Below are 26,727 nucleotides of genomic sequence, written 5' to 3'. Positions count from 1 at the left end.
CTGGCCGGCTGCTCTCCGCTCCGCCACCGATAAACCCCCCGCGCTGCGCGCCATAGCCGACTAGAAGTCGGCTCTACACGGGCGGTGGTTTTATCCGCGGTGGCGCACCAGCAGCTGTGTCATCAACGCGCGCAGCGCTGGCGGGCGGACCGGCTTGGCGAGGAACCCCCAGCCCTTGTCGGCGGCGCTGGCCCTGAGCGTCTCATCGCGTTCGGCGGTCACCAGAATCACCGGGGGACGGGTCTTCCAGCCGTCGGCGAGGCGTTCGTACAGGGTCGGGCCGTCGAACTCGCCCATGCGCACGTCCAGCAGCACCAGCTGCGGCACGCTGTCGGGCGTGGCCGCGTCCAGCGCGGCCTGTGGGCCATCGGCGAGGTCCACGTGGCAGCCCCAGCGCTCCAGCAGGGTGCGGGTGGCCGTGCAGACGCGCGGGTCGTCGTCGATGCTCCACACCCGGCAGCCGCGCAGCGGGCTGTCGTCACCGGGGTCGAGCGCGGCCACCGGGGCCGGCGCGGGCATCGCGTCCGCCACGGCAGCGGCATCGCCGAGCGGGACCTCCACACTGAACACGCTGCCGCGCCCCAGCGTGGAGCGCAGCGCGATGCGATGGCCAAGCAGGCGTCCGATGCGCTCCACGATGGCCAGGCCGAGTCCCGCGCCACGCTCCTGGTCCACGCCGTCATCCAACCGGCGGAATTCCTCGAAGATCTCGCCCTGCAGGCTCTCCGGAATGCCCGGGCCTTGGTCGTGCACCTCGATGCGCAACTGCCCGCCGTGCCGACGACAGCCGATCAGCACCCGGCCGCGCGGGGTATAGCGCAACGCGTTGGACAGGAAGTTCTGCAGGATGCGCCGCAGCAGTGCCTCGTCGCTCACCACCACCGAACGGGTATCCACCCAGCGCAACCGCAGGCCGCGCGCGTCGGCGGCGATGCCGAACTCGCGGGCCAGTGTTTCCAGCAGCGGCGACAGCGCGAACGGTTGCACCCGTGTCTGCAGCGTGCCCGATTCCAGCCGCGAGATGTCCAGCAGGCTGTTGAGGATGGCGTCCTGCGCGGCCAGTGCCGCATCGACATGCTCGCTCAGTGCGCGCGGATCGCCCTGCAGCTTGCCACGCAGTACCGACACGAACATGCGCGCCGCGTTGAGCGGCTGCAGCAGGTCGTGCACGGCCGAAGCCACGAAACGCGATTTGTAGCGGTTGGCGCGCTCGGCCTCACGACGCGCCTCGTCGAGATCGCGGGTGCGCTCGGCCACGCGATGCTCCAGGGCATCGGCCAGCGAGCGCAGCTCGCGCGCGGTGTTCTTGTAGCTGGTGATGTCCGCATAGCTGGTGACGAAGCCACCATCGGGCAGCGGATTGCCGCGGATTTCCAATACCGTGCCGTCGTCCTTCTCGCTCTCGCGCATGTGCGGGCGGCCGCTGCGCAGGTGATTGAGACGCCGCTCGATCGCGTCTTCGATCGGCCCCGGGCCGAGCAGGCCGCGCCGCGCGTTGAAGCGGAAGATCTCTTCGATCGGCCGGCCAACCTGGATCAGGCCGGACGGAAACCGGAACAGCTCCAGGTAACGGGCATTCCACGCCACCAGCTTCTGTTCGTTGTCGATCACCACCACGCCCTGCGGCAGGTGCGCCAGGCTGCGGCTGAGCCCGCTGTCGGCCTGCTGGGCGGCCTGCAGCACGCCATCCTGGGCGGTACGCAGCTCCTGTGCGTGCTGCTTGAGCACGCTTTCCAGCTCGCGCCGGCTGCGCTGGCGGTGCGCGGCCAGGCGCCGCCGCTGCTGCACGAACAGCACCAGGAAGCCCAGTGCCAGCCACGCCGCGCCGCCACCGATGGCGGCGCTGCGTCCGGCGCTGGTGGCCGCGCCGGCATCATGCAGCAGGTGCAGGTTCCACTGCTCCTCCGGCAGGGCAAGCGTCTGCCAGAGCATCTCGCCCGGCAGCACCGGATCGAGCAGGCGCACCATGCGGCCACCATCGTCCAGCACGCTGCCGGTGCGCACCCGCAGCGGTTGCAGCGAGCGGTCGGCGTACTGGCGGCTGTCGAGCATCTCGCGGCGTTCGGCCGCGCCCAGCGGGCGCAGCAGGCGATAGCGCCACGCATCGCGGTTGGCCAGGAACACCACATCGTGTTCGTCGCTGGCCAGCACCACGTCGGGGCTGGACAGCCATTCCTGCTCCAGCGCGGCCAGTTCGATCTTGATCACCACCACGCCGATGCGCCGGCCGTTGTCCTCGATCGCCTGCGACAGGTAGTAGCCGGGCACGCCGGTGGTCATGCCGATGCCGTAGAAGCGGCCGTGGCCGGTGGCCAGTGCCTGGCGGTAGTAGGGGCGGTAGCTGTAGTCCTCGCCGACGTTGCTGCTGGCCTGGTCCCAGTTGCTGGCGGCCACGGCGACGCCGTCGTGCCCGACCAGGGTCAGTGTGGACGCGCGGGTGACCTGGTTGGCCCGCTGCAGCTTGAGGTTGAGGCGCTGCGCACCGGGGGCATCCGGACGCTGCAGCAGCGCGCGGCGCAGGTCCGGGTCCAGCGCAAGTACCTGCGGCAGGGTGCCGAAACGGTCGACGCGCTGCTGCAGGCCCTGGCCGTACAGCGCGAGCTGGCGCTGCACCTGGCCGCTCTCGTCGTTCAACGCGCGCCGCCAGGCGTAATGGCCGGCAGCGGCCGCGCACAGCACGGTGCCGCCGATCAACAGCAGCAGGGTCAGCAGCAGGGTGCGGTGGCGGCCGAGCCAGTACATGGCGGCAGTCTACGGTCGCAGGACGGGCGCGGCGTGCACGCCCGGCCTGCGCAGGCCGATCAGAAGTGCATCTGTGCGCGCAGCTCGAAGATTTCCGGCTGGGTGCGCACGCCGCGACGGCTGGCGTCGGCCTTCACGTAGTTGGCCTGGAACTTGAAGTGGCTGGTGAGGTACCAGTTGGCGCCCAGCGTCCAGTCGTGCTGGCGGCCGCCGAACACATCGGCATCGTCCAGGTCCAGGCGGCTGTAGCGCGCCACCAGTTCGACCGCGCCGTAATCGTGGGCCGGCTTGACGTTGGCCACGGCGCCGGCGCTGTACGGGCGCGATTCGCCGGTGAGCACCCAGCTGGCCATCGCGTACTGGCCATTGCCGGTGTAGTCCGGCTTGCCGTCGCGGGTGACCGTGGTCTGCAGTGCTTCGGCCTGCACCGAGAACGGGCCGCGGATCCAGATGCCTTCCAGCCCGGTGCGGCGGATCTGGTCGGCGGTGGTCAGCGCACCGGAATCGACCAGGCGGATGTCGGTCAGGCCGGCTTCCGGGCGGGCGCGCAGGCGCGCGCTGGCCTCGTGGTGGACATCGCGGCCGTCACGGTAGCCGCGCGGGTTTTCCTGCGAATAGGCCAGGCCCAGGTGGATCACATCACCCGCTGCCTTGACCGGGGTCCACACCGCGCGCACCGCCTGGGTGGTGCCCGGGTTGTCGCCCTGCAGGTCCTTGCCGCCGTACGCGCCGGCCTGCAGCAGGTACTGCGGGCGCTCCAGCACCCATTCGGCACCGGTGCGGCGGCCTTCGTAGAACGCCTGCACGGGCAGGGCGGTCTCCAGGAAGCTGCCGGCGCGCGAGGAGGTGCCCGCATCCAGGCCAACCGGGGTCTTCATGTAGCCGAAGCGGAAACGGCCGATGTCGCGGCCGATGAACGCCTTGCTTTCAACGCGCACGAACACGTCCAGCCAGGTGTCGGCCTGGAAGTCGTAATAGACCATCGCGTCGTAGACGCCCTTCTTTTTCAGGGTCGCGCCGAACTCCTTGCGCCGTACCGCGTCGGCATCCTCGATGCCGCTGGCGCCGGAGAAGTCGTTGAGGTCGTAGGCGATGTTGGCGGTGGCGGCCAGCTCGGTGCCGTCGCTGAAGGCGACCTTGGTCGGCCAGTTGTCCCAGTCCGCCGCGGTGGCGGCCACGGGCGCGGCGGTCAGGCAGGTCAGGGCAAGGAACAGGGGAGTCGGGCGCATGGGCATCGGCAATCTGGAGGGAATGGGGCAGAACAACAACGGCCGCAGACCGGAAAACTGTGGGGGAGGGGGTCTCCGGGGGGTACGGCCACCCGCCGCCGTGGGGGCGCGGTGCCGGTGCAGTGTAGGCAGCAGCGGCAGCTGAACCGGGGGGCTAGTACCAATAGGTTATCTGCGTGGCGCGGACGGCGGCGTAAAAAGGCCACGCCCGATGCCGCCCGCTGCGGCCGGCCTCCTTCGTGACACAGCCGGAGCTTCCCATGCACGTTCCCACTTCCACGCCGCTCGCGGCCAAGCCGTTGCCGTTCTACCGCCAGCTGTACTTCCAGGTGGTGGTGGCGATCGTACTGGGCGCGATCCTCGGCCACTACGAGCCGGCCTTCGCCGAATCGCTGAAGCCGCTGGGCGATGCCTTCATCAAGCTGGTCAAGATGATCATCGCCCCGGTGATCTTCCTCACCATCGTCACCGGCATCGCGGGCATGACCCACCTGCGCACCGTGGGCCGGGTGTTCGCCAAGTCGATGGCCTACTTCCTGTTCTTCTCCACCCTGGCGCTGGTGGTGGGCATGGTGGTGGCGCACGTGGTGCAGCCCGGCGCCGGCATGAACATCAACCCGGCCGACCTGGACCAGACCGCGGTCCACACCTACGTGGAGAAGTCGCACGAACTGACCCTGGTCGGCTTTGCGATGGACATCATCCCGTCCACCCTGGTCAGCGCATTCGTTGAAGGCAACATCCTGCAGGTGCTGTTCGTGGCGGTGCTGTTCGGCATCGCGCTGGCCCTGACCGGCGAGAAGGGCCGCCCCGTGCTGACCTTCCTGGAGGCGCTGACCGCCCCGGTGTTCCGCCTGGTCCATATCCTGATGAAGGCCGCCCCGATCGGCGCGTTCGGCGCGATCGCGTTCACGATCGGCAAGTACGGCGTCGGTTCGCTGGTCAACCTGGCCTGGCTGGTCGGGTCGTTCTACCTGACCGCCTTCCTGTTCGTGGCGGTGATCCTGGGCGTGGTCTGCCGCCTGTGCGGGTTCTCGGTGTTCAAGCTGGCCCGCTACCTGAAGGCCGAACTGCTGCTGGTGCTGGGCACCTCCTCGTCGGAATCGGCCCTGCCGTCGCTGATGGAGAAGATGGAAAAGGCCGGCTGCAGCAAGTCCGTGGTGGGCCTGGTGGTTCCCACCGGCTACTCGTTCAACCTGGACGGCACCAACATCTACATGACCCTGGCCGCGCTGTTCATCGCCCAGGCCACCAATACCGAACTGACCCTGGGCCACCAGATCGCCCTGCTGCTGGTGGCGATGCTGAGCTCCAAGGGGGCTGCCGGCGTCACCGGCGCCGGCTTCATCACCCTGGCCGCCACGCTGGCGGTGGTGCCGGAGGTACCGGTGGCCGGCATGGCGCTGATCCTCGGCGTGGACCGTTTCATGAGCGAATGCCGCTCGCTGACCAACTTCATCGGCAACGCGGTGGCCACCGTGGTGGTCTCGCGCTGGGAGAACGCCCTGGACCGCGACCGTCTGGCGATGGTGCTCGATGGCCGCGAGGCCGAGCTGCCGCCGCTGGTCGTCGACGACCTGCCGGCGACGCTGCCGGCCCCGGCCCACTGAGCCTGACGGCCTGATTGTGTGGTGCATGGCCGTGCCGTTCCTGCCGGGGCGGCGCGGCCATGTTTTGTTCTGACGGCCCGATGCGTGCTGTCATCCGCGCATTGCAGGATGCCCTGCATACGCCGGCGAACGGCCCGTGCGAGGCGCCGCATTATGTGCGGTTGCAGCATGACCGCGACAGCGTAGCGACAGGTCCGTCCACGCCAACGGGGGTATGATCCCCTGTTCCTCTCGCCCATTCATCTGCAGAAAGCGATGTCCAACGAAGATTTCAAACAGGCTGCCCTCGATTACCACCGCATGTCGCCGCCGGGCAAGATCCGCGTCGCAGCGACCAAGCCGATGCTGACCCAGCGTGATCTGTCGTTGGCGTACTCGCCGGGCGTGGCACACGCCTGCGAGGCGATCATGGCCGACCCGCAGCAGGCCAGTGAGCTCACCGCCCGCGGCAACCTGGTCGCCGTGATCTCCAACGGCACCGCCGTGCTGGGCCTGGGCAACATCGGCCCGCTGGCCGGCAAGCCGGTGATGGAAGGCAAGGGTGTGCTGTTCCAGAAGTTCGCCGGCATCGATGTGTTCGACATCGAGATCGATGAAAACGACCCGGACAAGCTGGTCGACATCATCGCCTCGCTGGAGCCGACCTTCGGCGGCATCAATCTGGAAGACATCAAGGCGCCGGAGTGCTTCATCGTCGAGCGCAAGCTGCGCGAGCGGATGAACATCCCGGTGTTCCATGACGACCAGCACGGCACCGCGATCATCGTCGGCGCCGCAGTGCTCAACGCGATGGTCGTCACCGGCAAGAAGATCGAAGACGTGAAGCTGGCCACCACCGGCATGGGCGCGGCGGGTATTTCCTGCGTCAACATGCTGGTGTCGCTGGGCCTGAAGAAGGAGAACATCCTCGCCTTCGACCGCGACGGCGTGATCCACACCGGCCGCAGCGACCTGGACCCGGAGAAGGCGCGTTACGCGCGTGATACCGACAAGCGCACGCTGGCCGAGATCGTCGACGGCGCGGATATCTTCCTGGGCCTGTCGGCCCCGGGCATCCTGACCGCAGACATGGTCAAGACGATGGCCAAGGACCCGGTGATCTTCGCGCTGGCCAATCCGACCCCGGAAATCATGCCGGAAATGGCCCGTTCGGTGCGCCCGGACGCGATCATCGGCACCGGCCGTTCGGACTATCCGAACCAGATCAACAACGTGCTGTGCTTCCCTTACCTGTTCCGCGGTGCGCTGGACGTGGGCGCCACGGCGATCAACGAAGACATGAAGATCGCCTGCGTGCACGCGATCGCCGCGATGGCACGCCGCGAGGCCAGCGACCTGGGCTCGGCCTATGGCGATGAGACCCCGAGCTTCGGCCGCGACTACCTGATCCCCCGTCCGTTCGACCGCCGCCTGCTGGTGGAGCTGTCGGCTGCGGTGGCGCAGGCCGCGATGGATTCCGGCGTGGCGACCCGCCCGGTGGCCGACATGGGCGCCTACCGCGAGAAGCTGGCGCAGTTCGTCTACCGCACCAGCCTGATGATGAAGCCGGTGTACGACCGCGCGCGTTCGGACAAGCAGCGCGTGGTGTATGCCGAGGGCGAGGAAGAAGTGGTGCTGCGTGCGGTGCAGAACGTGGTCGACGAAGGCTTGGCGCAGCCGATCCTGATCGGCCGCCCGGACGTGATCGAATCGCGCATCGAACGCCTGGGTCTGCGCATGAAGGCCGGTGTCGACTTCGACATCACCAACATCAACGACGACCCGCGCTTCAACGATTACTGGCAGTACTACCACAACCTCACCGGCCGTCGCGGTGTGACCGTGGCGGCGGCCAAGAACCTGATGCGTTCGCGCCCGACGCTGATCGCGGCGGTGATGGTGGCGCGCGGCGAAGCCGACGCGATGCTGACCGGTGTGGTCGGCCGCTTCCACAAGAAGCTCGGCTACGTGCGCAGCGTGCTGCCGCTGGAGTCGAAGGTGACCTCCACCTCGGCCATGACCGGCGTGATCAACCAGCAGGGCGTGTTCTTCTTCGTGGATACTCACGTGCAGGAAGACCCCACCGCCGAGCAGATCTGCGAAGCGACCCTCCAGGCGGCCTACCGCATGAAGCTGTTCGGGATCGAGCCGAAGGTGGCGCTGCTGTCGCACTCCAACTTCGGCAGCCACGATTCCAGGGATGCACTGAAGATGCGCACCGTGCGTTCGCTGCTGCTCAAGCGCAACCCGCGCCTGAACGTGGACGGCGAAATGCAGGGCGATACCGCGTGGGACGAAGCGCTGCGCCACAAGCTGCTGCCGGACAGCACGCTGAAGGGCCGCGCCAACCTGTTCGTGCTGCCCAACCTGGAAGCGGCCAACATCGCCTACAACCTGGTGCGCGTGTTCACCGATGGCGTGGCGATCGGCCCGATCCTGATGGGCGTGGCCAAGCCGGTGCACATCCTGACCACCAGCGCGACCTCGCGCCGCGTGCTCAACATGACCGCCATCGCGGCCGTGGATGCGCAGATCCGCAAGCAGCTGGAGGCGGAGAAGAACGGCGCATAACGCGCCGGTCTTTTGGCCTCCGGTTACCAGAACGCGCCCTCCGGGGCGCGTTCTGGTTTCGCGCAGCGAAACGCGGATCGGGTAGCTACCGTCCGTTGGTCGGCAGGCATTGAAGAACGGGACCGACGCACAGCGCCGGTCCCGTTCTGCATGTGACCTTCGCGACCATATGCCACAAGGCGTACGCATCCCGGTCACCGCCCTGCAACCTCCCAAGTGCCCAATACCCCCACGCGGCCCGGCCGCGGCGGTGGGCTACTGGCTCCCGCCGCCCTGGGCCCGACCAGATCATCATTGGCCAGCCTGCGGAGCGGTGTCATGCACAATCGAGAGACCAAGCGGTACTTCAAACAGCTGTTCGCGCTGTACGCCGGCCTGGTCGGCGCGCGCTGACCCGGTAGAGCCGACCGTTGGTCGGCTGCCCTCCCCACCGCCACCGATACCCTGCCGCGCGGATGCGCCCCATCGCCCAACGCGCCGGCCTGGTCGGCGCGCGCTGACCCGGTAGAGCCGACCGTTGGTCGGCTGCCCTCCGCACCACCACCGATACCCTGCCGCGCGGTGCGCCCCATCGCCCAACGCGCCGGCCTGCTCGGCGCGCGCTGACCCGGTAGAGCCGACCGTTGGTCGGCTGCCCTCCACACCGCCACCGAGACCCTGGCGCGCGGATGCGCCCCGTTGCCCAACGGTCACTACTACCCGTGTCTCATCCGTCGATCCGGGCGTACTGCGCCCACAGCGCGGGCAGCGCCACGCCGGTGTGCTGCTCCCACAACGCCGGCGTATACCGGCCCGCGCGCAATGCGCCGTCCAGGGTCTTCACCAGACCCGGGTGACGCGCCTCGCTCCACTTCAGGAACGCGCCGGTCACGCGGTAGCCGGTATCGACGTTCTGCCCGTCCTTCACCGTCGTCGGCAGCGCCCAGCCAGCCGCCGCATTTTCCCGGCCATAGCGGTCACGCGCGTAGTCGGCGATGCCCTCCACCAGCCAACCCGGCACGCGTTCGTTGGCGTACTCCGGGTAGCCCTGCACGATGTGCATCGCCTCATGGGTGACCAGATCGATGTCGTCCGGGTGTTTGGCCAGCCAGGCCGGATTGATGGTGATGGTGGCCGCTTTCTCCTTCTCGCCAACATAGGCGATACCGTCGTAGCCGGGATCGATCACGATGCGCACCTGCGCCGGTGCATCGGGATGGAAGTCCGCCCGTTGGCGCACGTAGGCGGCGAAGAACGTCTCGATGATGCGCGAACGCGTCGGAGCGGCCAGCGCCTCGGACGGGTCGCTGTAGACCAGGGTGATGCCGTCACGGTGCTGGGTCGCCTCGAATGCGGCCGCATCGAAAACCACCAAGGCCCCCAGCAGCAGGGCAGTGCCGGCCACTGGCCGGCTCCCCGCGATCCTGGCCGCCGCCTGCTTCAGAAAGCCGGTCATGCCCATCAGTGCGCCTCCATCGGTGCCAGCAGCTCCACTTCGGCCAGCTGCATGCGCCCCGGGGCGGTGATGCGCAGCCGGTACTCGGCGTAGCGGCCCGGAGTGGCGATCGCGAACGGCCGGGTCTGCTGCGCCCAGGCGAAGTCTTCGCCGCGGCGCTGGTCCAGCGTGGTCCAGCGGCCACCGCTGTGGCGTGCCTCCAGCGTCCACGCGCCACCACGGATCGGGGCGGTGCCGCTGGTCAGGGTGTACATCGCGGCGGAACCGTCGGCCACGCCGGTGAAGGCGATCGTGCCCGCGCCGACCGGGACCGTGGTGGCCGCGTCGTCGTCGACCAGCGCCGGCAACGCCGTGCCGTCGGCGGCCTGCGCGCGTGCGCCGCTGCCCAGCAGGTCGTGCAGCAGGGCAGGGCGCTGGCCACGCGCGGTCAGCGAGCGCGGCGCATCGTCCGCGCCGGTTCCCCAGCTCGACGGTGCCGGGCCCATCACGAAGTCCAGCGTGGCGCCCTTGGCGATCACCTCGTGCGACACCCAGGTCTTCGTCCACGGCCGGCCGTTGATCTTCAGCGACTGCACGTAGACGTTCTCGCGCGAGTTCTCCGGCGCGTTGACGGTCAGCACCGCGCCGCCCTGCAGCGTCACCTTCGCGTGGCGGAACAGCGGCGAGCCGATCACGTACTCCGGTGCACCCATGCGCAGCGGGTACAGGCCGAGCGAGGCCAGCACGTACCACGCCGAGGTTTCGCCGTTGTCCTCGTCGCCCGGGTAGCCCTGGCCGATCTCGCTGCCCACGTACAACCGCGACAGGATCTCGCGCACGTGCTGCTGGGTCTTCCACGGCTGCCCGGCGTACAGGTACATCCACGGGATATGGTGCGCCGGCTGGTTGCTGTGCGCATACATGCCCATGCGCACATCGCGGGCCTCGGTCATCTCGTGGATGGTGCCGCCGTAGGAACCGGCAAAGGCCGGGTCGGCGGTTTCCGGGGTGGCGAAGAATGCATCCAGCTTGGCGGCGAGCTGGTCGCGCCCGCCGTACAGCGCGGCCAGGCCTTCGCCGTCGTGCGCGGCGGTGAAGGCGAAGGTCCAGCCGTTGGATTCGGTGTAATCGTGGCCCCACACACGCGGGTCGTAGTCCTTGGCGTCCACGCGCCATGCGCCATCGGCGGTGCGGCCCTGGAAGAAGCCCGCCGCCGGATCGAACAGGGTGGCGTAGGTGCCGGCGCGGTGGCGGAAGTAGTCGGCTTCGGTGGCGTAGCGCTCGCGCGCGGCAGCGTTGCCCGCACGACGGGACAGCGCCTCGGCCATGTTGGCGATGCCGAAGTCGTTGAGCGCCCCTTCCATCGTCCACGACATGCCTTCGTGCACGTCGGCGCTGGCGTAGCCGCGGAAGGTGGAGCGGTCCATGCCCTTGCGGCCGACATGGCGGTCCGGCGGCACCACGGTGGCGTTCTTCAGCGCGGCCGCGTAGGCCTCTTCGGGATCGAAGCCGCCGATGCCCTTCAGCCAGGCATCGGCGAAGGCAACATCCGAACTGGTGCCCACCATCAGGTCGGCATAGCCGGGCGAGGACCAGCGGGCGACCCAGCCGCCGGCGCGGTACTGCTCCAGGAAGCCCTGCACCAGCGCACCGGCATCGTCGGGGGTGAACAGCGCGTATGCCGGCCAGGTGGTGCGGAAGGTGTCCCAGAAGCCGTTGTTGACGTACACCTTGCCGTCGCGCACCGGGGCGAAGCTGCGCACGGCGCTGCCATCGGTGTTGTCGTCGGCGGCGCTGGCCTGGCTGGCATAGCGCCAGTCCGGTGCGGCCGTGGTGCCCGCGTTCTCATGCCCGGAGTTGGGGTACAGATACAGGCGATAGAGGCTGGAATACAGCGTGGTTTTCTGGTCATCGCTGGCATCGCCGATGTCGAACGGCGCCAGACGCGCGTCCCATGCATCCTGTGCGCGCGCGGCCACCCGCTCCAGGTCGTCATCGGCGGCCAGTTCCAGCGCGAGATTGTGGCGGGCCTGGTCCAGCGAGATCAGCGAGGTGGCGATGCGCATGGTGACGCGGCGGTCCGGGGCGACATCGAACTTGATGTAGCCGGTGGGACGGCCGGTGTCGATGCGCCCGCTGCTGCGCCAGGGCCGGTCGAAGCCGGCCACCACGTACATGCGGGTGGCGCCGTTGGACAGCCCGCTGCGCGTGTCGGTGTAGCCGGACAGCGTCTGGGTGGCGGCATCCAGGGTCAGGCCGCCGCGTGCGTCGACGTTGTCGAACAGCAGGTTGGCATCGCCCTCGGCCGGGAACACGAAGCGGAACAGCGCGGCATGGTCGGTCGGCGCGATCGCGGCAGACAGGCCATTGTCGAAACGCACGTCGTAGCGGTACGGGCGCGCGCGCTCGTTGTCATGCGAGAACGTCAGCGCGCGCGCGGCGCGGTCGGCGTCGGGCACGCCGACCGCGGTGGACGGCATCACCTGGAACGTCTGGCGGTCACCCATCCACGGGCTGGGCTGATGGCTCAGGGCCAGCGCCTGCAGGCGCGGACGGTTGGCGGCATCGTTCTGTTCGTTCCAGCGGTACAGCCAGTTCAGCGCACCGGCGTCGGTCACCGGGGTCCAGAAGTTGAAGCCGTGCGGCACCGCCGTGGCCGGGAAATTGTTGCCGCGCGAGAACGTGCCGTTGGCCTGCGTACCGCGCGTGGTCAGCACCCAGTCCGACGGGCGCTGCGGCACCGTGCGCGGCTGCGCGTCCAGAACGATGTCATCGATCCAGCCCGACACCGGCGCGCCGTCCGCGGCGGCCACCTCCAGCTCCAGCGCCACCACGCGGCGCCCACGCAATGCGGCCACATCGCCCAGCCGGACCGCCTTGCGCGCCCACTGCTGCGGATACAGGGTCTTCGAGTCGCCCTGCGCGCGGGCGCCCAGCGCCACGCCATGCTGGTCGCGCGCGGCGCTCGCCGAGACGCGTTGGCCATCGTCCAGCACCAGGTCCAGCGACACATACGTGGAGGCGACGGTGTCCTTGGCGACGATTTCCGGCAGCACCAGCCACGACAGCGTGGTGTCGGCATCAATGGTCAGATCGGTGGCGAACAGCCGCGTGCGTGCGGTACCGCCCGCGCTGCTGTAGTGCAGCGCCCGCAGGCCGCTGTAACCCACCCCCGCCTTGGCCGCATACGGCGCGCGCGGCCCGTTGCCCACCGCAACCCGCAGCGCGTCCGCACCGGCAGTGGCCTTCGGCGACGGCTGCCCGGCTTCGAACGAGGTCTGCAGGCCCTGGCCGGCGGCGGGGAAGGCCACGGCGGCACAGGCCACGGCGAGGGCCAGGGGGAGGAGGGCGTGGCGTGGGTCGGACAGGGTCATGCAGGGGTCTCCCGAAGGGGCAGGCGGCAGGCAGGGCCCGCATCGGCGACCACGGCAGACAGCATCGCACCGGCCGCCACGGGGCAGTCGAGGAAGCGATGCATGTCCGGCGGGGGACGGGCCATGCGATCGGGTGATGGATCGGAACCGGTCCGATGCTGCAACAGGCGGACCCGCCCTGACAAGTGAAATTAGTTCGATCTAAATCCGGTTTTTGCCACCCATCGCCACTTGGTTGACAGTGGATTTGGATCGATTTAAAAAGGTCGGTCGGATCGATCCCGCCGCCACCGCCCTCCGGCCACCGGCAGCGGCCTCCCGCCGTTCCAGGTGCTAGAATCGCGGGCCTCGCAATTCCTTTGTGTGTCCACGCCATGAGCCATACCGCCACCGCGCCCGCCAACGCCGAGAAGCGTTACACCGTGCACCGCAGCGACCTGCCGCTGAGCTGCCCGACGCCGGAAATGGCCCTGTGGAACTCGCATCCGCGCGTGTACCTGCCGATCGAAGACGAGCCCAATGGCGAGGCCGCGTGCCCGTACTGCGGCTCGGTGTTCGTGCTCGCCGACTGACCGGCGCCAGCGTCCGTGCGCCGAATGACCGTGGTGCAGCTGCTGCCGGCGCTGCACTCCGGCGGGGTCGAACGCTCCACCCTTGAGATCGCCTCCGCCCTGGTTGCCGCCGGCCACCGGGCCATCGTCGTGTCTGCCGGTGGGCGCCTGGTCGAGCCGCTGCTGGCCAGCGGGGCCGAGCACCTCACGCTGGACATCGGCCGCAAATCGCTGCTGACCCTGCGTCACGTGCTGACCCTGCGCAACCTGTTCAACGAGGTCGGCGCGGACATCGTGCACGCGCGCTCGCGCCTGCCGGCGTGGCTGGGCCTGTATGCCGTGCGCAACCTGCCCGCCGCGCGCCGCCCGCACTGGGTCACCACCGTGCACGGGCTCAATTCGCCGGGCCGCTACAGCGCGGTGATGACCAGCGGCGAGCGGGTGATCTGCGTGTCGCAGTGCGTCCGCGACTTCGTCCGCCAGCACTACCCGGCCGTGGACCCGCAGCGCCTGCAGGTGATTCCGCGTGGCGTGGACGTGGCGCAGTTTCTGCGCGTAGCGCGCCAGGACCGCCGCGCGCGGTTGGCCGTGGCGCAGGTGCACCCGGCGCTGGCCGGCGAGGCGCCGCTGCTGCTGCTGCCCGGACGCGGGACCCGTCTGAAGGGCCACCGCCATGCCCTGCAACTGCTGGCCGGTCTGCACGCTGCCGGCGTACCCGCCCGGCTGTGGATGCCCGGCACGCGCGAGCCGGGCCGCGAGGCGTACGTGGCCGAGCTGGAACAGCAGGCGCGCAGCCTTGGCGTGGGCGATGCAGTGCTGATCACCGCGCCCACCGCGAAGATCGCGCAGGCCTATGCGGCCAGCGACCTGGTGCTGCAGCTCTCCGACAAACCCGAGGCGTTCGGCCGCACCGTGGTCGAGGCGTTGTCGGTGGGCCGACCTGTACTGGGTTGGAACCACGGCGGCGTCGGCGAGCTGCTGCAGCAACTGCAGCCGTCCGGCGCGGTACCCTTGCACGACAGCGACGCATTGCTGGTGCAGGCCCGCCACCTGTTGGCGCAGCCGCCCACGCTGCCGTCGCGCAATCCGTTTACCTTGCAGGCGATGCAGCGTGACACGCTCCAGCTCTATGCCTCCCTCGCCGGTTGAGCCGGCCCTGATCCCCGGTTCGCCGGCGTCCCGCGCGGGCCGTTGGGCGCCGTGGTGGGTGATCGCGTTCGTGGCGATGTGGCCACTGCCCGGCATCGCCGAAGGCGTGCTGGTGCTCGGCGCGCTGTATGCGGCCGTGCGCATGGTGCAGCTGCGCCTGGCTGGCAAGCAGCGCCTGCTCAGCAGCCCGGCGTGGGCGCTGACCAGCATCCTGTTCCTGGGGTACTGGCTGCCGCAGGCGTTTTCCGCGTTCGATGCGATCGACCCGGGCACGGCCTGGCGCAAGACGGCGGCCGGCCTGCGCTATCTCCCCTTCATGTGGCTCGTCGCGATCGCGGTGGCCTCGCCGCAGCGCCGTGCGCTGACGCTGGGTGGCATCGCCGCGATCACGGGGCTGTGGACGCTCGATGCGCTGGCCCAGGCCGCGCTCGGCACCAGCCCGCTGTTCTGGTCGCTGGACCAGCTCAAGTGGGCGATCAGCGGCCACGGTCTGTGCTCGCCGCAGGAGACGGCGGCGGTGGACCGGCTCAGTGGCGTGCTCGGCCCCTGCAACCTGAAATTCGGCCAGGTGCTGGCCAGCCTGTCGCCGTTCCTGCTGTTCGCCGCTGCCCGGCGCGCGGGCGTGTGGGGCTGGGCACTGGCCGCTGCCGCCGTGGGCGCGGTACTGGTGCTCGCCGGTTCGCGCGCGGCGTGGGTGACCTACGGCCTGGTGCTGGTGTTCTCCGGCTGGCGGCTGCTCGGCGCGCGCGCGCTGGTGGCATGCCTGGCGGTCGGGCTGGTGGCGGCGGTCGCGCTGGGCCTGGGATCGACCCAGGTGCGCGAGCGGGTCGCGCGCACCGCGATGGCGTGGGAAGGCGAGGGCGATGGCGTGAACCAGGCGCTGTCCGGCCGCGAGCAGATATGGAGCGCCGCCGGCTGCATGATCCAGCAGCATCCGTTCAATGGCGTGGGCGCACGCGGATTCCGCGAGGCCTACCCGGACTGCAATCCGACCCCGGACCGACCGGAAGTGTGGGGCGACGGCCCGGCGCTGCATGCGCACCAGATCGTGCTGGAAATCCTCGCCGAAACCGGTGTCCTGGGCCTGCTGCTGTGGCTGGCCGCGGTTGCCCAGGCATGGCGTGCCTGGCGCTTCGCACCGCAGGCCGCACGCGAACGCGCGCGCCCGGCCATGCTGGCGCTGGCGGTCACCGTGTTTCCGCTCAACACCCACCTGGCGTTCTACTCCACCTTCTGGGGCGGCCTGACCCTGCTGCTGGCGGCGCTGTACGCCGGCAGCCTGCTGGCGCGGGATGATGCGGAGGACGGAGCACGGTAGAGCCGACCGTTGGTCGGCTGCCGTTGCCGTTGCGGCCCCCTGGCAGGAGCAGCCGACCAGCGGTCGGCTCTACCGGTCTGCAGGTGACCGAAGCACCGCAACCAGCCGTTCGGAAGCCCGACACGGGTAGAGCCGACCGTTGGTCGGCTGCCGTTGTTGTTGCGGACCCTGGCAGGAGCAGCCGACCAGCGGTCGGCACTACCGGTCTGCAGGTGGCCGAAGCACCGCAACCAGCCGCTCGGAAGCCCGACACAGGTAGAGCCGACCGTTGGTCGGCTGCCGTTGCCGTTGCGGCCCCCTGGCAGGAGCAGCCGACCAGCGGTCGGCAGGTGACCGAAGCACTGCAACCAGCCGTTCGGGGCGCGACACGGGTAGAGCCGACCGTTGGTCGGCTGCCGTTGTTGTTGCGGCCCCCTGGCAGGAGCAGCCGACCAACGGTCGGCTCTACCGGTCTGCAGGTGACCGAAGCACCGCAACCAGCCGCTCGGGCGCGCGACACGGGTAGAGCCGACCGTTGGTCGGCTGCCGTTGTTGTCGCGGACCTCGGCAGGAGCAGCCGACCAGCGGTCGGCACTACCGGTCTGCAGGTGACCGAAGCACCGCAACCAGCCGTTCGGAGGCGCGGCACAGGTAGAGCCGACCGTTGGTCGGCTGCCGTTGTTGTTGCGGCCCCTGGCAGGAGCAGCCGACCAACGGTCGGCTCTACCGGTCTGCAGGTGACCGAAGCACCGCAACCAGCCGTTCGGAAGCGCGACACGGGTAGAGCCGACCGTTGGTCGGCTGCCGTTGCCGTTGCGCCCCCTGGCAGGAACAGCCGACCAACGGTCGGGCTCTACCGGTAATAGTCGCTGCGGCCGCCTGGCTGGCGCTTGAAGCGGCGGTGGATCCACAGGTACTGGTCCGGTGCCTCGCGCACCATCGCCTCGATGGCCTGGTTCACGCGCGCGGTATCGGCTTCCACGTCGTCGCTGGGGAAGTTCTCCAGCGGTGCGCCGATCTTCAGGAAGTACTTCCCGCCTTCACGGCGATGGAAATACGGAATGACGGCGCAGCCGGTCATCCGCGCCAACTGGTGGGTCGCGGTGATGGTGGACGCGGTGTGGCCGAAGAACGGCACGAACACGGTGTCCTTGCCACGCATGTCCTGGTCGGGCGCGTACCACAGGAAGCCGCCCTTCTTCAGATGCCGCACGGTGGCGCGGATGTCTTCGTTGGCGTACATCGCCTTGGCATAGCGCAGGCGGCCGAACTTCACCGCCCATTCGTACACCGGGTTGCGGTGCTTGCGGTACATGCCCGAGAGGTCCACGTGGTCGCACAGCAGACGCCCGCACATCTCCAGGGTCATGAAGTGGCCGGACACCAGCAGCACGCCACGGCCCTCGGCCTGCATGCGCTGCAGGTGCTCCAGGCCTTCGATCTGTACGTTCGGCCGGATGCTGTCGATGCTGCCCCACCAGGCGCGGGCGAACTCGAAGATGCCCACGCCGAGTGCGTCGAAACTGTCGCGCAGCAGGCGCTGGCGCCAGGCGTCGTCTTTTTCGGGGAAGCACAGCTTCAGGTTGACCTCGGCGGCCCGCCGGCGGCTGCCGGCCATTCGGTACGCCACCGTGCCGACGCCGCGGCCCAGCGCGCGCTGCAGCCACCACGGCAGCCGTGCGATGGCGAAGGCGCCCAGCATCACGGCGAACATCGGCCAGTGGCGGGGATTGCGCAGGGAAGGGCGGGTGGCGGTGGACGCGTTATCGGACATGCCCCGATTCTAATGGATACGCCCTGGCGGGTGCGTCCACGTGGCCGCTGCGCGTGTCTTTCGCGGGGGGCTCCCGTATCCTCTGCGCATGCGTAAAAGCCCTGTCGAATGGATCCTGCGCGGCCTGTACTCGGTCGTGCTGTACCTGCTGCTGCCGATCACCGTGTACCACCTGGTCTGGCGCGGCTTCCGGGTGCGCGAATATTTCCAGCGCTGGGACGAGCGCTACGCGTCCTACCCGCACTCCAGTGGCCAGCCGCGGGTGTGGCTGCACGCGGTTTCGGTGGGCGAGGTCAACGCCGCCGCGCCGCTGGTCAATGCGCTGCGTGCGCAGCGCCCGGATATCCGCTGGGTCATCACCACCATCACCCCGACCGGCTCCGAGCGCGTGCGCGCGCTGTGGGGCGATGCGGTGGACCACGTGTACCTGCCGTACGACGTGCCGGGCAGCGTCGGCCGCTTCCTGGGCCACTTCAAACCCAGCCTCGCGCTGATCCTGGAAACCGAGCTGTGGCCGAACCTGCTGTTCGGCTGCCGCGACCGCCGCATTCCGGTGTACATCCTCAATGCGCGCCTGTCGGCACGCTCGCTGCGCGGCTATCGCCTGCTGCGGCCGTTGATCGGCCGTGCGCTGCGCACAGTGACCTGCGTGGCCGCGCAGTCGGCCGACGATGCCGAGCGCTTCCTCCAGCTTGGCGCCACGCCGGAGCAGGTGCAGGCGCTGGGCAACCTGAAGTTCGATATCGCCACGCCGAACGTGCAGGATTTCATCGCGCGCTTCCACGATCTGGTGCCGGCAGACCGTCCGGTGTGGATCGCGGCCAGTACCCACGAGGGTGAGGAGCAGGCCACCGTCGATCTGCACCGCCGCCTGCGCGAGGCGGTGCCGGGCCTGCTGCTGTTGTGGGCGCCGCGGCATCCCGAGCGTTTTCCGCGGGTGGAGGCGCTGGCGCGCGAGCAGGGCTGGAAGGTCGCCACGCGGCGCCAGCAGCAGTGGCCGCAGGCCGATACCGATGTGTTCGTGATCGATACCCTGGGCGAGCTGATGTCCTTCTACGGCTGCGCCCAGGTGGCATTCGTCGGCGGCAGTCTGCAGGCGATCGGTGGCCACAACCTGCTCGAGCCCGCCGCGATGGGCACGGCCACGGTGACCGGCCCGCACCTGCACAACTTCGCCGAGATTTCCCGGCGCATGCGCGAAGCCGGTGCGGTGGTGATTGCCGAAGATGCGCAGGGCGTGGGCGACGCGCTGCTGACCCTGCTGCGCGATCCGGACGCCCGCGAGGACATGGCCCGCGCCGGCTGCGCGCTGGTCAGCAACGGCCGCGGGGCGTTGAAGCGCACCGTGGCATTGATCGGGCCGGCGCTGCCGCCGCCACTGGGCTGACCGCCCTCGATCGCAGCCCGGTGACACCACCATGAAAAAAGCCACCCGCGAGGGTGGCTTTTTCGTTGCGCCGCGTTGGCCGTCGATCAGTTGACGGTGGTGCTCGGCGTGGCTGCCTTCAGGGTCAGCAGGCGGTTGATGTCCTGCAGTTCGGCGATGTCCAGCGTGCCGATCGCCTGGCCCAGCTGCAGGCGGTTCTGCAGGAAGGTGTAGCGGGCGTTGGCGTAATCGAGCTGGGCCGAGAACAGGATGCGCTGGTTCTGGATCACGTCCAGCACCGTACGCGTACCCACTTCCAGGCCAACCTGCGACGCGTCGTAGGCGCTCTGGGCCGAGACCACGGCCAGGCGGCGCGCTTCCACTTCGCTGATACCGGCCACCAGGGTCTGGTAGGCGTTGCGCGTGTTGCGGTCCAGGGCGCGCTTCTGCTGCTCGTAGCCGTCCTGGGCGATGTCACGCTGGGCCAGTGCCTGGCGCACGCCGGACTGGGTGGCGCCGCCGGAGAAGATCGGGACGCTCAGGGTCAGGCCGACGCTGTTGGTGCGCAGATCCGGGTTGTAGGAGCTGCCGCTGCCAACGCCGGCATCGCCCCAGGTGGCGCTCTTGCCGTAGCTGCCGCCGAGCGACAGGGTCGGGTAGTGACCGCCGCGTGCGGCCGACACGCCGGATTCGGCGGCGCTGACCTTCAGTTCCTGCGCCTTCAGGGCCGGGTTCTGTGCGACGGCTTCGCCGACCAGCTGGTCCACGGTGGCGTACTTGGCCGGCAGCTCCGGACGGAAGTCCGCCGGCAGCGCGCGCAGGTCGGTGACCGGCTGGCCGGTCAGTTCGGTCAGCGCCTGGTAGGCGTCGGCCAGGGTGTTCTGCGCAATGATCGTGTTGGCACGGGCCTGATCGTACTGGGCGCGTGCTTCATGCACGTCGGTGATCGGCGCCAGGCCCACTTCCAGGCGCTTGTCGGCGAAGTCGAACTGCTTCTTCGCCGCCGCTTCGTTGGTCTGTGCGGCCGACAGCGATTCGATGCCCACCAGCACGTTGAAGTACGCCGCCGAGGTGCGCACGATCAGGTCGTCGTTGGCCGAATCCAGGGTGAAGTCCGCGGCCTTGCTCAGCTCGCGCTGCGAACGCAGGTTGGCGAACTGCGACCAGTTGAACAGCGTCTGGCTGCCGGTGACCGTGTAGGTGCGGCGCTTGCTGGTGGTGCTGCCGGTATTGAAGCCCTGGTCGTCGGTGCGGCTGCGGTTGAGCGCGGCCTCGCCATTGACCTGCGGCAGCAGCGCCGCGCGCGCCTGCACGGCGCCTTCCTTGTCATACAGACGGGTCGATTCAGCCGCGGACAGCTGCGGATCGCCGTTGCGCGCCATTTCGTAGACCTGCAGCAGGTCGGCGGCAGAGGCGGTCATCGGCAGCAGGGCGGCGGCCAGCGCAATAGCGAGGGATCGGCGGATCATTGCGGCTTCCTTGGACTCAGAGTTGGAACTGGGGCGCCGGGGCGGCACCGCGCAGGTAGTCGATATCGGTTTCGAACAGCGAATCAATGCTGCCATCGGTCTTGACCAGCACCGCTTCCATGACCGGCGACTGGCCGCGGATCACGAACAGGCGACCACCGGGGCGCAGCCACTGGGTGAAGCGTGCCGGCACGGTGTCCACCGCGGCGGTGACGCAGATCGCGTCGAAACGGCGCTCGGTATCCCACGCCAGGGCGTCGGCGGTTTCAATGCGGACGTTGTTGCCCAGGCCGGCAGCATCCAGGCGTGCACGTGCGGTGGCGGCCAGTTCCGGTTCGATTTCCAGGCTCAGCACTTCGCGGGCCAGTTCGCCCATGCAGGCGCTCAGGTAGCCGCTGCCGGTACCGATTTCCAGCACTTCATCGCCCGGCTGCAGATCCAGGGCCTGCAGGGTGCGGCCTTCGATCACCGGCTTCATCATCTTCTGCCCGAAGCCCAGCGGCAGTTCGATGTCGGCGTAGGCCAGTGCTTTGTGCGATTCAGCGACAAACGCCTCCCGCGGCAAACGTGCCAGTACATCGAGCACGCGAATTTCCAGTACGTCCCAGGGACGGATCTGTTGTTCAACCATCAGTTCGCGGGCGTGGGCGTAATCGATCGTCATGAGGTTCTAATCCAGCGCAGTGGGCCGGCCATTTTACCGGTGCCGGGAGCCGGCGGCGCGCTGAGAGCATCGCTGCCGTCGCGCCGGGGTCGCAGTGCCGGAAGTCACCGCGACCTCCGGTCCATTCATGTTGTTGTCACCGCCCGTGGCGGGTGGCGTACGCCCTCAGGAAGAAGGCGACGCTGGCATCCACATGGGCGTCTGCGTCGCACTCGGCCGGGGTCGGCCGCAGCCCGCACATCATATGCGTATGCAGCTCCCCTTTGATGAGGGTGAAGAACTGCAGCGCGGCCGTCTGGAAGTCGGTGATCTCCAGTTCGCCCCGCCCGGTGCGGGCGCGCAGGAACTCGGCCAGCGCATCGCTGGTGCGCTGCGGGCCGGCCAGCCAGAACATCTCGCGGATCCGGTCGTCGGTGTCCGGCGCCATCATCACCCGCTGCACGGCCACGGCCGCCGGCGAGGTGATCATGTTGAAGAAGGCCCGGCCAATGCCCACGAGCTGCTCGCGCAGTACCCCGTCGGCATCGGTGACGAACAGCGCATCGGGCAGCATCTCGTTGCAGGTGGACTTTACAGCTTCGGTGAAAAGCGTCTCTTTATCGCCGAAATGGCTGTAAACGGTCAGCTTGGACACGCCCGCCTGGCCGGCGATGCTGTCCATGCTGACGCCGCTGTACCCCTGTTCCACGAACAGGGCCTTGGCGGCCTCGAGGATGGCCGCGCGCTTGCCCAGGTCCTTCGGGCGGCCGGGTCCGGCGGCCTTGGCAGCGGGCTTGGACGGGGCGGCGGATGACGTCGGATCGATCATGCAAACAATACTAGACCAATCGGTTCGATATTTATACTATACCGACTGGTTCACTATTGGCCGTTATGGAATAGAGTGTCTCTTCCGTGCGGCTTCCCCGGTATTCAAGGTCCAGGACCTCATGAACAACTTGCGATGGATGGGCGGTGGGCTGCTGGCGTTGGCGCTGGCAGCATGTGGCAAACAGGCGGCCGAACCGGTGGCACCGATTCCGGTGCTGGTGGTGCATCCGGGCACGGTCGATGGCCAGGGTGTGGCCGCCTATCCGGGCGAGGTGCATGCGCGCGAGGAAAGCCCGCTGTCGTTCCGCGTCGGCGGCAACCTGGTCAAGCGCCATGTCGATGCCGGCCAGCGGGTCCGCAAGGGCGAGGTGCTGGCCGAGCTGGACGCGGCCGACTACGCCTCCCAGGCCGCCGCCTCGCAGGCCCAGCTGGCCGCTGCCGAAGCCGATCTGGTGCGCGCCCGTGACGACCAGAAGCGCTACGCCAAACTGGCCGAGGAACAACTGGTCAGCCGCTCCGCGCTGGATGCGCAGACCGCCGCCTTCAAGGCCGCGCAGGGCCAGGCCAATGCCGCCCGCGCCAACCTCGCGGTGTCGCGCAACCAGGCCGACTACGCGCAGCTGCGCGCGCCGGCCGATGGCGTGATCGCCAGCCGCCAGGCCGAGGCCGGGCAGGTGGTCAGCGCCGGGCAGACCGTGTTCACCCTGGCCGCCGACGGTGGCCGTGAAGTGCTGATCGCGTTGCCGGAAAGCAGCATCCGCGACTACAAGGTCGGCCAGGCGGTGCAGGTCGAGCTGTGGAACCGCCCTGGCCAACTGCTGCCGGGCACGATCCGCGAAATCGCGCCGGCTGCCGACGCCCAGGCGCGCACCTACGCCACCCGCGTCAGCCTGGCACCCGAAGCGCTGAGCGAAGTGGAGCTGGGGCAGAGCGCGCGCGTGTTCGCCAGCGCCGGCCGCAGCGGCACCCTGCAGTTGCCGCTGGCTGCCGTGCAGCGCGGTGCCGACGGCAAGGGCAGCGTGTGGGTGGTGGATGCCGCCAAGGGCACGCTGAAGGCGGTGCCGGTGACCGTCGGCGCCTACGGTGCCGAGGCGGTGCCGGTGCTGTCCGGGGTGAGCGCGAACGACTGGGTGGTCGCCGCCGGCGGCCATCTGCTGCGCGAAGGCCAGGCGGTGACGGCGGTGGATCGCCAGAACCGTCCGGTGCTGGCGCCGGCCAAGGCCGCCGCGCCGACCGCTCCGGCCAAGGGGCACTGACCCCGTGCGCCGCTTCAATCTTTCCGAATGGGCGCTGGGCAACCGCCCACTGGTGCTGTTTGCCATGCTCGCCTTCGCCGTCATCGGCGCCTGGTCGTACAAGCACCTCGGCCAGTCCGAAGACCCGCCGTTCACCTTCAAGGCGATGGTGGTACGCACCATGTGGCCCGGTGCCACCGCCGAGCAGGTCTCGCGGCAGGTCACCGAGCCGATCGAGAAGGCGCTGATGAACACCGGCGAGTACGAGTTCATCCGCTCGTACTCGCGCCCGGGCGAGTCGCAGGTGATCTTCATGGCGCGCGACAGCCTGCGTTCCAAGCAGATCCCGGACCTCTGGTACCAGGTGCGCAAGCGCGTGGGCGACATCCGCGCCACGTTGCCACAGGAGATCGTGGGGCCGTTTTACAACGATGAGTTCGGCGACACTTTCGGCAACATCTACGCGTTGACCGGCGAAGGCTTCGACTACGCGGTGATGCGCGATTACGCCGACCGCATCCAGCTGGAACTGCAGCGGGTGCCGGACGTGGGCAAGATCGATCTGGTCGGCCTGCAGGACGAGAAGGTCTGGATCGAACTGTCCAACACCAAGCTGGCCACGCTGGGCGTATCGCTGCAGCAGGTGCAGCAGGCGCTCGCCGACCAGAACGCGGTGACGGGCACCAGCTTCTTCGAAACCCCCACCGACCGCGTGCAGCTGCGCGTGACCGGGCAGTTCAACAGCATCGAGGACATCCGCCGGTTCCCGATCCAGGCCGGCGACCGCACCCTGCACCTGGGCGATATCGCCGAGGTCAAGCGCGGTTTCGCCGACCCGGCGTCGCCGAAGATGCGCTTCATGGGCCAGGACGCGATCGGCCTGGCGGTGGCGATGAAGGATGGCGGCGACATCCTCAAGCTCGGCGGCACGCTGGATGCCGAGTTCGAGCGCCTGCAGAAGACCCTGCCGGCCGGCATGCAGCTGCGCAAGGTGTCCGACCAGCCGCATGCGGTGGAGGAATCGGTCGGCGAGTTCGTGCAGGTGCTCACCGAGGCGGTGGTGATCGTGCTGCTGGTGAGCTTCTTCTCGCTGGGCCTGCGCACCGGCCTGGTGGTGGGTGTGACCATCCCGCTGGTGCTGGCGATGACGTTCTTCGTCATGCATTACTTCGGCATCGGCCTGCACAAGATCTCGCTGGGCGCGCTGGTGCTGGCGCTGGGCCTGCTGGTGGACGATGCGATCATCGCGGTGGAAATGATGGCCACCAAGATGGAGCAGGGCTATGACCGCCTGCGCGCGGCCAGTTTCGCCTGGGAATCCACCGCGTTCCCGATGCTCACCGGCACGCTGATCACCGCGGCCGGCTTCCTGCCGATCGCCACGGCTGCCTCCAGTACCGGCGAGTACACCCGCTCGCTGTTCCAGGTGGTGACCATCGCGCTGGTGGTGTCGTGGATTGCCGCCGTGCTGTTCATCCCCTACCTCGGCGACAAGATGCTGCCGGAGCTGTTCAATCCGCAGCCGCCCAAGCCGACCAGCCTGGCCGGGCGCTGGCGCGCGCGGCGCGTGCAGTGGGCCGACCGCCATCCGGCGTTCGCGCGCTGGATCGCGCCCAAGGAACACGCGCACGACCACGATCCCTACCAGCGTCCGTTCTACACGCGTTTCCGCCGCTTCCTGGATACCTGCCTGCGCCATCGCTGGTGGGTGATCGCGGCGACCATCGCGCTGTTCGTGTTCTCGCTGATGCTGTTCCGTTTCGTGCCGCAGCAGTTCTTCCCGGATTCGACCCGGCCCGAGCTGATGGTGGACATCGAGCTGGCCGAAGGCGCGTCGCTGGCCGCCACCCAGGCGCAGGCGACCAAGCTGGAGAAGCTGCTGAAGGGGCGCGACGGCATCACCAACTACGTGGCCTACGTCGGCACCGGTTCGCCGCGCTTCTACCTGCCGCTGGACCAGCAGCTGCCGGCCACCAACTTCTCGCAGTTCGTGGTGCTTACCGCCGATGCGAAGGCCCGTGAAGCGACCCGCGACTGGTTGATCCGGGACGTGATCAAGCAGTTCCCGGACGTGCAGATGCGCGTGACCCGCCTGGAGAACGGACCGCCGGTCGGCTATCCGGTGCAGATGCGCGTGTCCGGCGAGCACATCGCGCAGGTGCAGGCGATTGCACGCCAGGTCGAGGCCAAGGTGCGTGAGAACCCGCATGTGATCAACGTGAACCTGGACTGGAGCGAGCCGAGCAAGGTGGTGCGGCTGGTGATCGACCAGGACCGCGCACGTGCGCTGGGCGTCAGCAGCGCGCAGGTGGGTCAGTTCCTGAGCAGTTCGCTGTCGGGCATGCGGGTGAGCACGTACCGCGAAGGCAACCGCCAGATCGAGATGCTGCTGCGTGGGCCGGACAACGAACGCGCCCAGCTGGATCTGCTCGCCAGCCTGGCCATCCCGACCAGCAGCGGCACCCCGGTGACGCTGTCGCAGGTGGCGCGCCTGGAGTACGCCTTCGAGGACGGCATCATCTGGCACCGCAACCGTCTGCCGACGGTGACCGTGCGCGCCGATATCGGCGATGGCATGCAGGCGCTGGACGTGGTGCAGCAGATCCTGCCCACCCTGGACGGCATCCGTGCGGACCTGCCCAGCGGCTATCTGCTGGAAACCGGCGGCACCGTGGAGGATTCGGCACGCGGGCAGGACTCGATCAAGGCCGGCATGCCGCTGTTCCTGATCGTGGTGGCCACGTTGCTGATGCTGCAGCTGCGCAGCTTCTCGCGCGCGGCGATGGTGCTGGTGACAGCGCCCCTTGGCATCATCGGCGCCACGCTGTTCCTGCTGCTGTTCCGGGCCCCGTTCGGCTTCGTGGCGCTGCTGGGCACGATCGCGCTGGCTGGCATGATCATGCGCAACTCGGTGATCCTGATCGACCAGATCCAGCAGGACATCGACGCTGGACACGATCGCTGGCACGCGATCATCGACGCCACCGTACGCCGCTTCCGCCCGATCGTCCTGACCGCGCTGGCCGCGGTGCTGGCGATGATCCCGCTGTCGCGCAGTGCGTTCTACGGCTCGATGGCGATCTCGATCATGGGCGGCCTGATCGTCGGCACCGTGCTCACCCTGGTGTTCCTGCCGGCGTTGTACGCCGCCTGGTTCCGGGTCAAGCCGGACGAAGCAAAGACCACCGGGGAATAACGGCAGGAGGCCACGCGCAGCCGAACCGGTGGGGGCCACACAACGCCCTCACCGGCACCGGTAGAGCCGACCGTTGGTCGGCTGCTCTTCGTTCCGGCACAGCAGAAGCAGCCGCGCGGTGCGCGGCCGAGCCGACCAACGGTCGGCTCTACCGGGAAACATCGCCGCGTTCCACCAGACAGGGCCGCGCCCCACCGTGGTAGAGCCGACCGTTGGTCGGCTGCTCTTCGTTCCGGCACAGCAGAAGCAGCCGCGCGGTGCGCGGCCGAGCCGACCAACGGTCGGCTCTACCGGTGA

At 68.9% G+C, this 26,727-nt stretch carries 16 protein-coding genes; 8 read left to right on the top strand and 8 right to left on the bottom strand.

Going from position 1 to position 26,727, the window contains the following annotated elements; translation table 11 throughout:
• Positions 1–90: 90 nt before the first annotated feature.
• Positions 91–2,742: a PAS-domain containing protein gene (locus ACLB90_RS06060; RefSeq protein WP_411852079.1), complete on the bottom strand. Its 2,652-nt coding sequence runs from the start codon at positions 2,740–2,742 to the stop codon at positions 91–93.
• Between the two features lie 59 nt (positions 2,743–2,801).
• Positions 2,802–3,971, bottom strand: coding sequence for an OprO/OprP family phosphate-selective porin (locus ACLB90_RS06055; protein ID WP_411852078.1), 1,170 nt, complete (start codon positions 3,969–3,971; stop codon positions 2,802–2,804).
• A 260-nt stretch (positions 3,972–4,231) separates the two neighbouring features.
• On the opposite strand from ACLB90_RS06055, the gene ACLB90_RS06050 reads away from it, so the two are divergent.
• Both ACLB90_RS06050 and ACLB90_RS06045 read left to right on the top strand, forming a co-directional pair.
• Entirely contained in the window at positions 4,232–5,581 is a 1,350-nt protein-coding gene (locus tag ACLB90_RS06050; RefSeq protein ID WP_411852077.1) for a dicarboxylate/amino acid:cation symporter, read from the top strand.
• 255 nt (positions 5,582–5,836) lie between these two features.
• A complete protein-coding gene (locus tag ACLB90_RS06045; RefSeq protein ID WP_411852076.1) occupies positions 5,837–8,131 on the top strand; it encodes an NADP-dependent malic enzyme in 2,295 nt (764 codons plus the stop codon).
• A gap of 706 nt (positions 8,132–8,837) precedes the next feature.
• On the opposite strand, the gene ACLB90_RS06040 is transcribed toward ACLB90_RS06045, so the two are convergent.
• Positions 8,838–9,572, bottom strand: a complete 735-nt coding sequence (locus tag ACLB90_RS06040) for a basic secretory protein-like protein (protein WP_411852075.1) — start codon at positions 9,570–9,572, stop codon at positions 8,838–8,840.
• Positions 9,572–12,919, bottom strand: coding sequence for a GH92 family glycosyl hydrolase (locus tag ACLB90_RS06035; protein ID WP_411852074.1), 3,348 nt, complete (start codon positions 12,917–12,919; stop codon positions 9,572–9,574). The genes ACLB90_RS06040 and ACLB90_RS06035 overlap by 1 nt, the downstream gene beginning before the upstream one ends.
• A gap of 374 nt (positions 12,920–13,293) precedes the next feature.
• Between ACLB90_RS06035 and ACLB90_RS06030 the strand changes: the two genes are divergently transcribed.
• Genes ACLB90_RS06030 through ACLB90_RS06020 form a run of 3 tightly spaced genes read left to right on the top strand, consistent with a single transcriptional unit; the run spans position 13,294 to position 15,937 of the window.
• Positions 13,294–13,491 carry a zinc-finger domain-containing protein gene (locus ACLB90_RS06030; RefSeq protein ID WP_411852073.1) on the top strand — a complete coding sequence of 66 codons (198 nt, stop codon included), beginning with the start codon at positions 13,294–13,296 and terminating at the stop codon, positions 13,489–13,491.
• 15 nt (positions 13,492–13,506) lie between these two features.
• Positions 13,507–14,619: a glycosyltransferase gene (locus ACLB90_RS06025; protein ID WP_411852072.1), complete on the top strand. Its 1,113-nt coding sequence runs from the start codon at positions 13,507–13,509 to the stop codon at positions 14,617–14,619.
• The gene (locus tag ACLB90_RS06020) at positions 14,600–15,937 is read left to right on the top strand and encodes an O-antigen ligase family protein (RefSeq protein WP_411852071.1); all 1,338 of its coding nucleotides are present in this window, start codon (positions 14,600–14,602) and stop codon (positions 15,935–15,937) included. Before ACLB90_RS06025 ends, ACLB90_RS06020 begins: the two co-directional genes overlap by 20 nt.
• 832 nt (positions 15,938–16,769) lie before the next feature.
• Here the strand turns inward: ACLB90_RS06020 and ACLB90_RS06015 are convergent.
• On the bottom strand, positions 16,770–17,690 hold the full coding sequence (locus ACLB90_RS06015; protein WP_411852070.1) for an LpxL/LpxP family Kdo(2)-lipid IV(A) lauroyl/palmitoleoyl acyltransferase: 921 nt from the start codon (positions 17,688–17,690) through the stop codon (positions 16,770–16,772).
• A gap of 88 nt (positions 17,691–17,778) precedes the next feature.
• Between ACLB90_RS06015 and waaA the strand changes: the two genes are divergently transcribed.
• Complete coding sequence (waaA, locus tag ACLB90_RS06010) at positions 17,779–19,077, top strand: lipid IV(A) 3-deoxy-D-manno-octulosonic acid transferase (RefSeq protein ID WP_411852069.1); 1,299 nt, start codon at positions 17,779–17,781, stop codon at positions 19,075–19,077.
• Positions 19,078–19,163: 86 nt separating this feature from the next.
• On the opposite strand, the gene ACLB90_RS06005 is transcribed toward waaA, so the two are convergent.
• The 3 genes from ACLB90_RS06005 to ACLB90_RS05995 form a co-directional block, all read right to left on the bottom strand.
• On the bottom strand, positions 19,164–20,525 hold the full coding sequence (locus ACLB90_RS06005; protein ID WP_411852068.1) for a TolC family outer membrane protein: 1,362 nt from the start codon (positions 20,523–20,525) through the stop codon (positions 19,164–19,166).
• Between the two features lie 16 nt (positions 20,526–20,541).
• Positions 20,542–21,189: a protein-L-isoaspartate O-methyltransferase family protein gene (locus ACLB90_RS06000; RefSeq protein WP_411852067.1), complete on the bottom strand. Its 648-nt coding sequence runs from the start codon at positions 21,187–21,189 to the stop codon at positions 20,542–20,544.
• Between the two features lie 136 nt (positions 21,190–21,325).
• Entirely contained in the window at positions 21,326–21,997 is a 672-nt protein-coding gene (locus ACLB90_RS05995; protein WP_411852066.1) for a TetR/AcrR family transcriptional regulator, read from the bottom strand.
• Positions 21,998–22,118: 121 nt separating this feature from the next.
• On the opposite strand from ACLB90_RS05995, the gene ACLB90_RS05990 reads away from it, so the two are divergent.
• Both ACLB90_RS05990 and ACLB90_RS05985 read left to right on the top strand, forming a co-directional pair.
• Positions 22,119–23,255, top strand: coding sequence for an efflux RND transporter periplasmic adaptor subunit (locus tag ACLB90_RS05990; protein WP_411852065.1), 1,137 nt, complete (start codon positions 22,119–22,121; stop codon positions 23,253–23,255).
• A 4-nt stretch (positions 23,256–23,259) separates the two neighbouring features.
• Entirely contained in the window at positions 23,260–26,430 is a 3,171-nt protein-coding gene (locus ACLB90_RS05985) for an efflux RND transporter permease subunit (RefSeq protein WP_411852064.1), read from the top strand.
• Positions 26,431–26,727: the final 297 nt, after the last annotated feature.

The organism is Stenotrophomonas sp. LGBM10, assembly GCF_046736075.1.
In the GTDB taxonomy this organism is placed as follows: domain Bacteria; phylum Pseudomonadota; class Gammaproteobacteria; order Xanthomonadales; family Xanthomonadaceae; genus Stenotrophomonas.
Note: the sequence above shows the minus strand (reverse complement) of the source record. Positions and strands in the feature narration are given on the sequence as shown.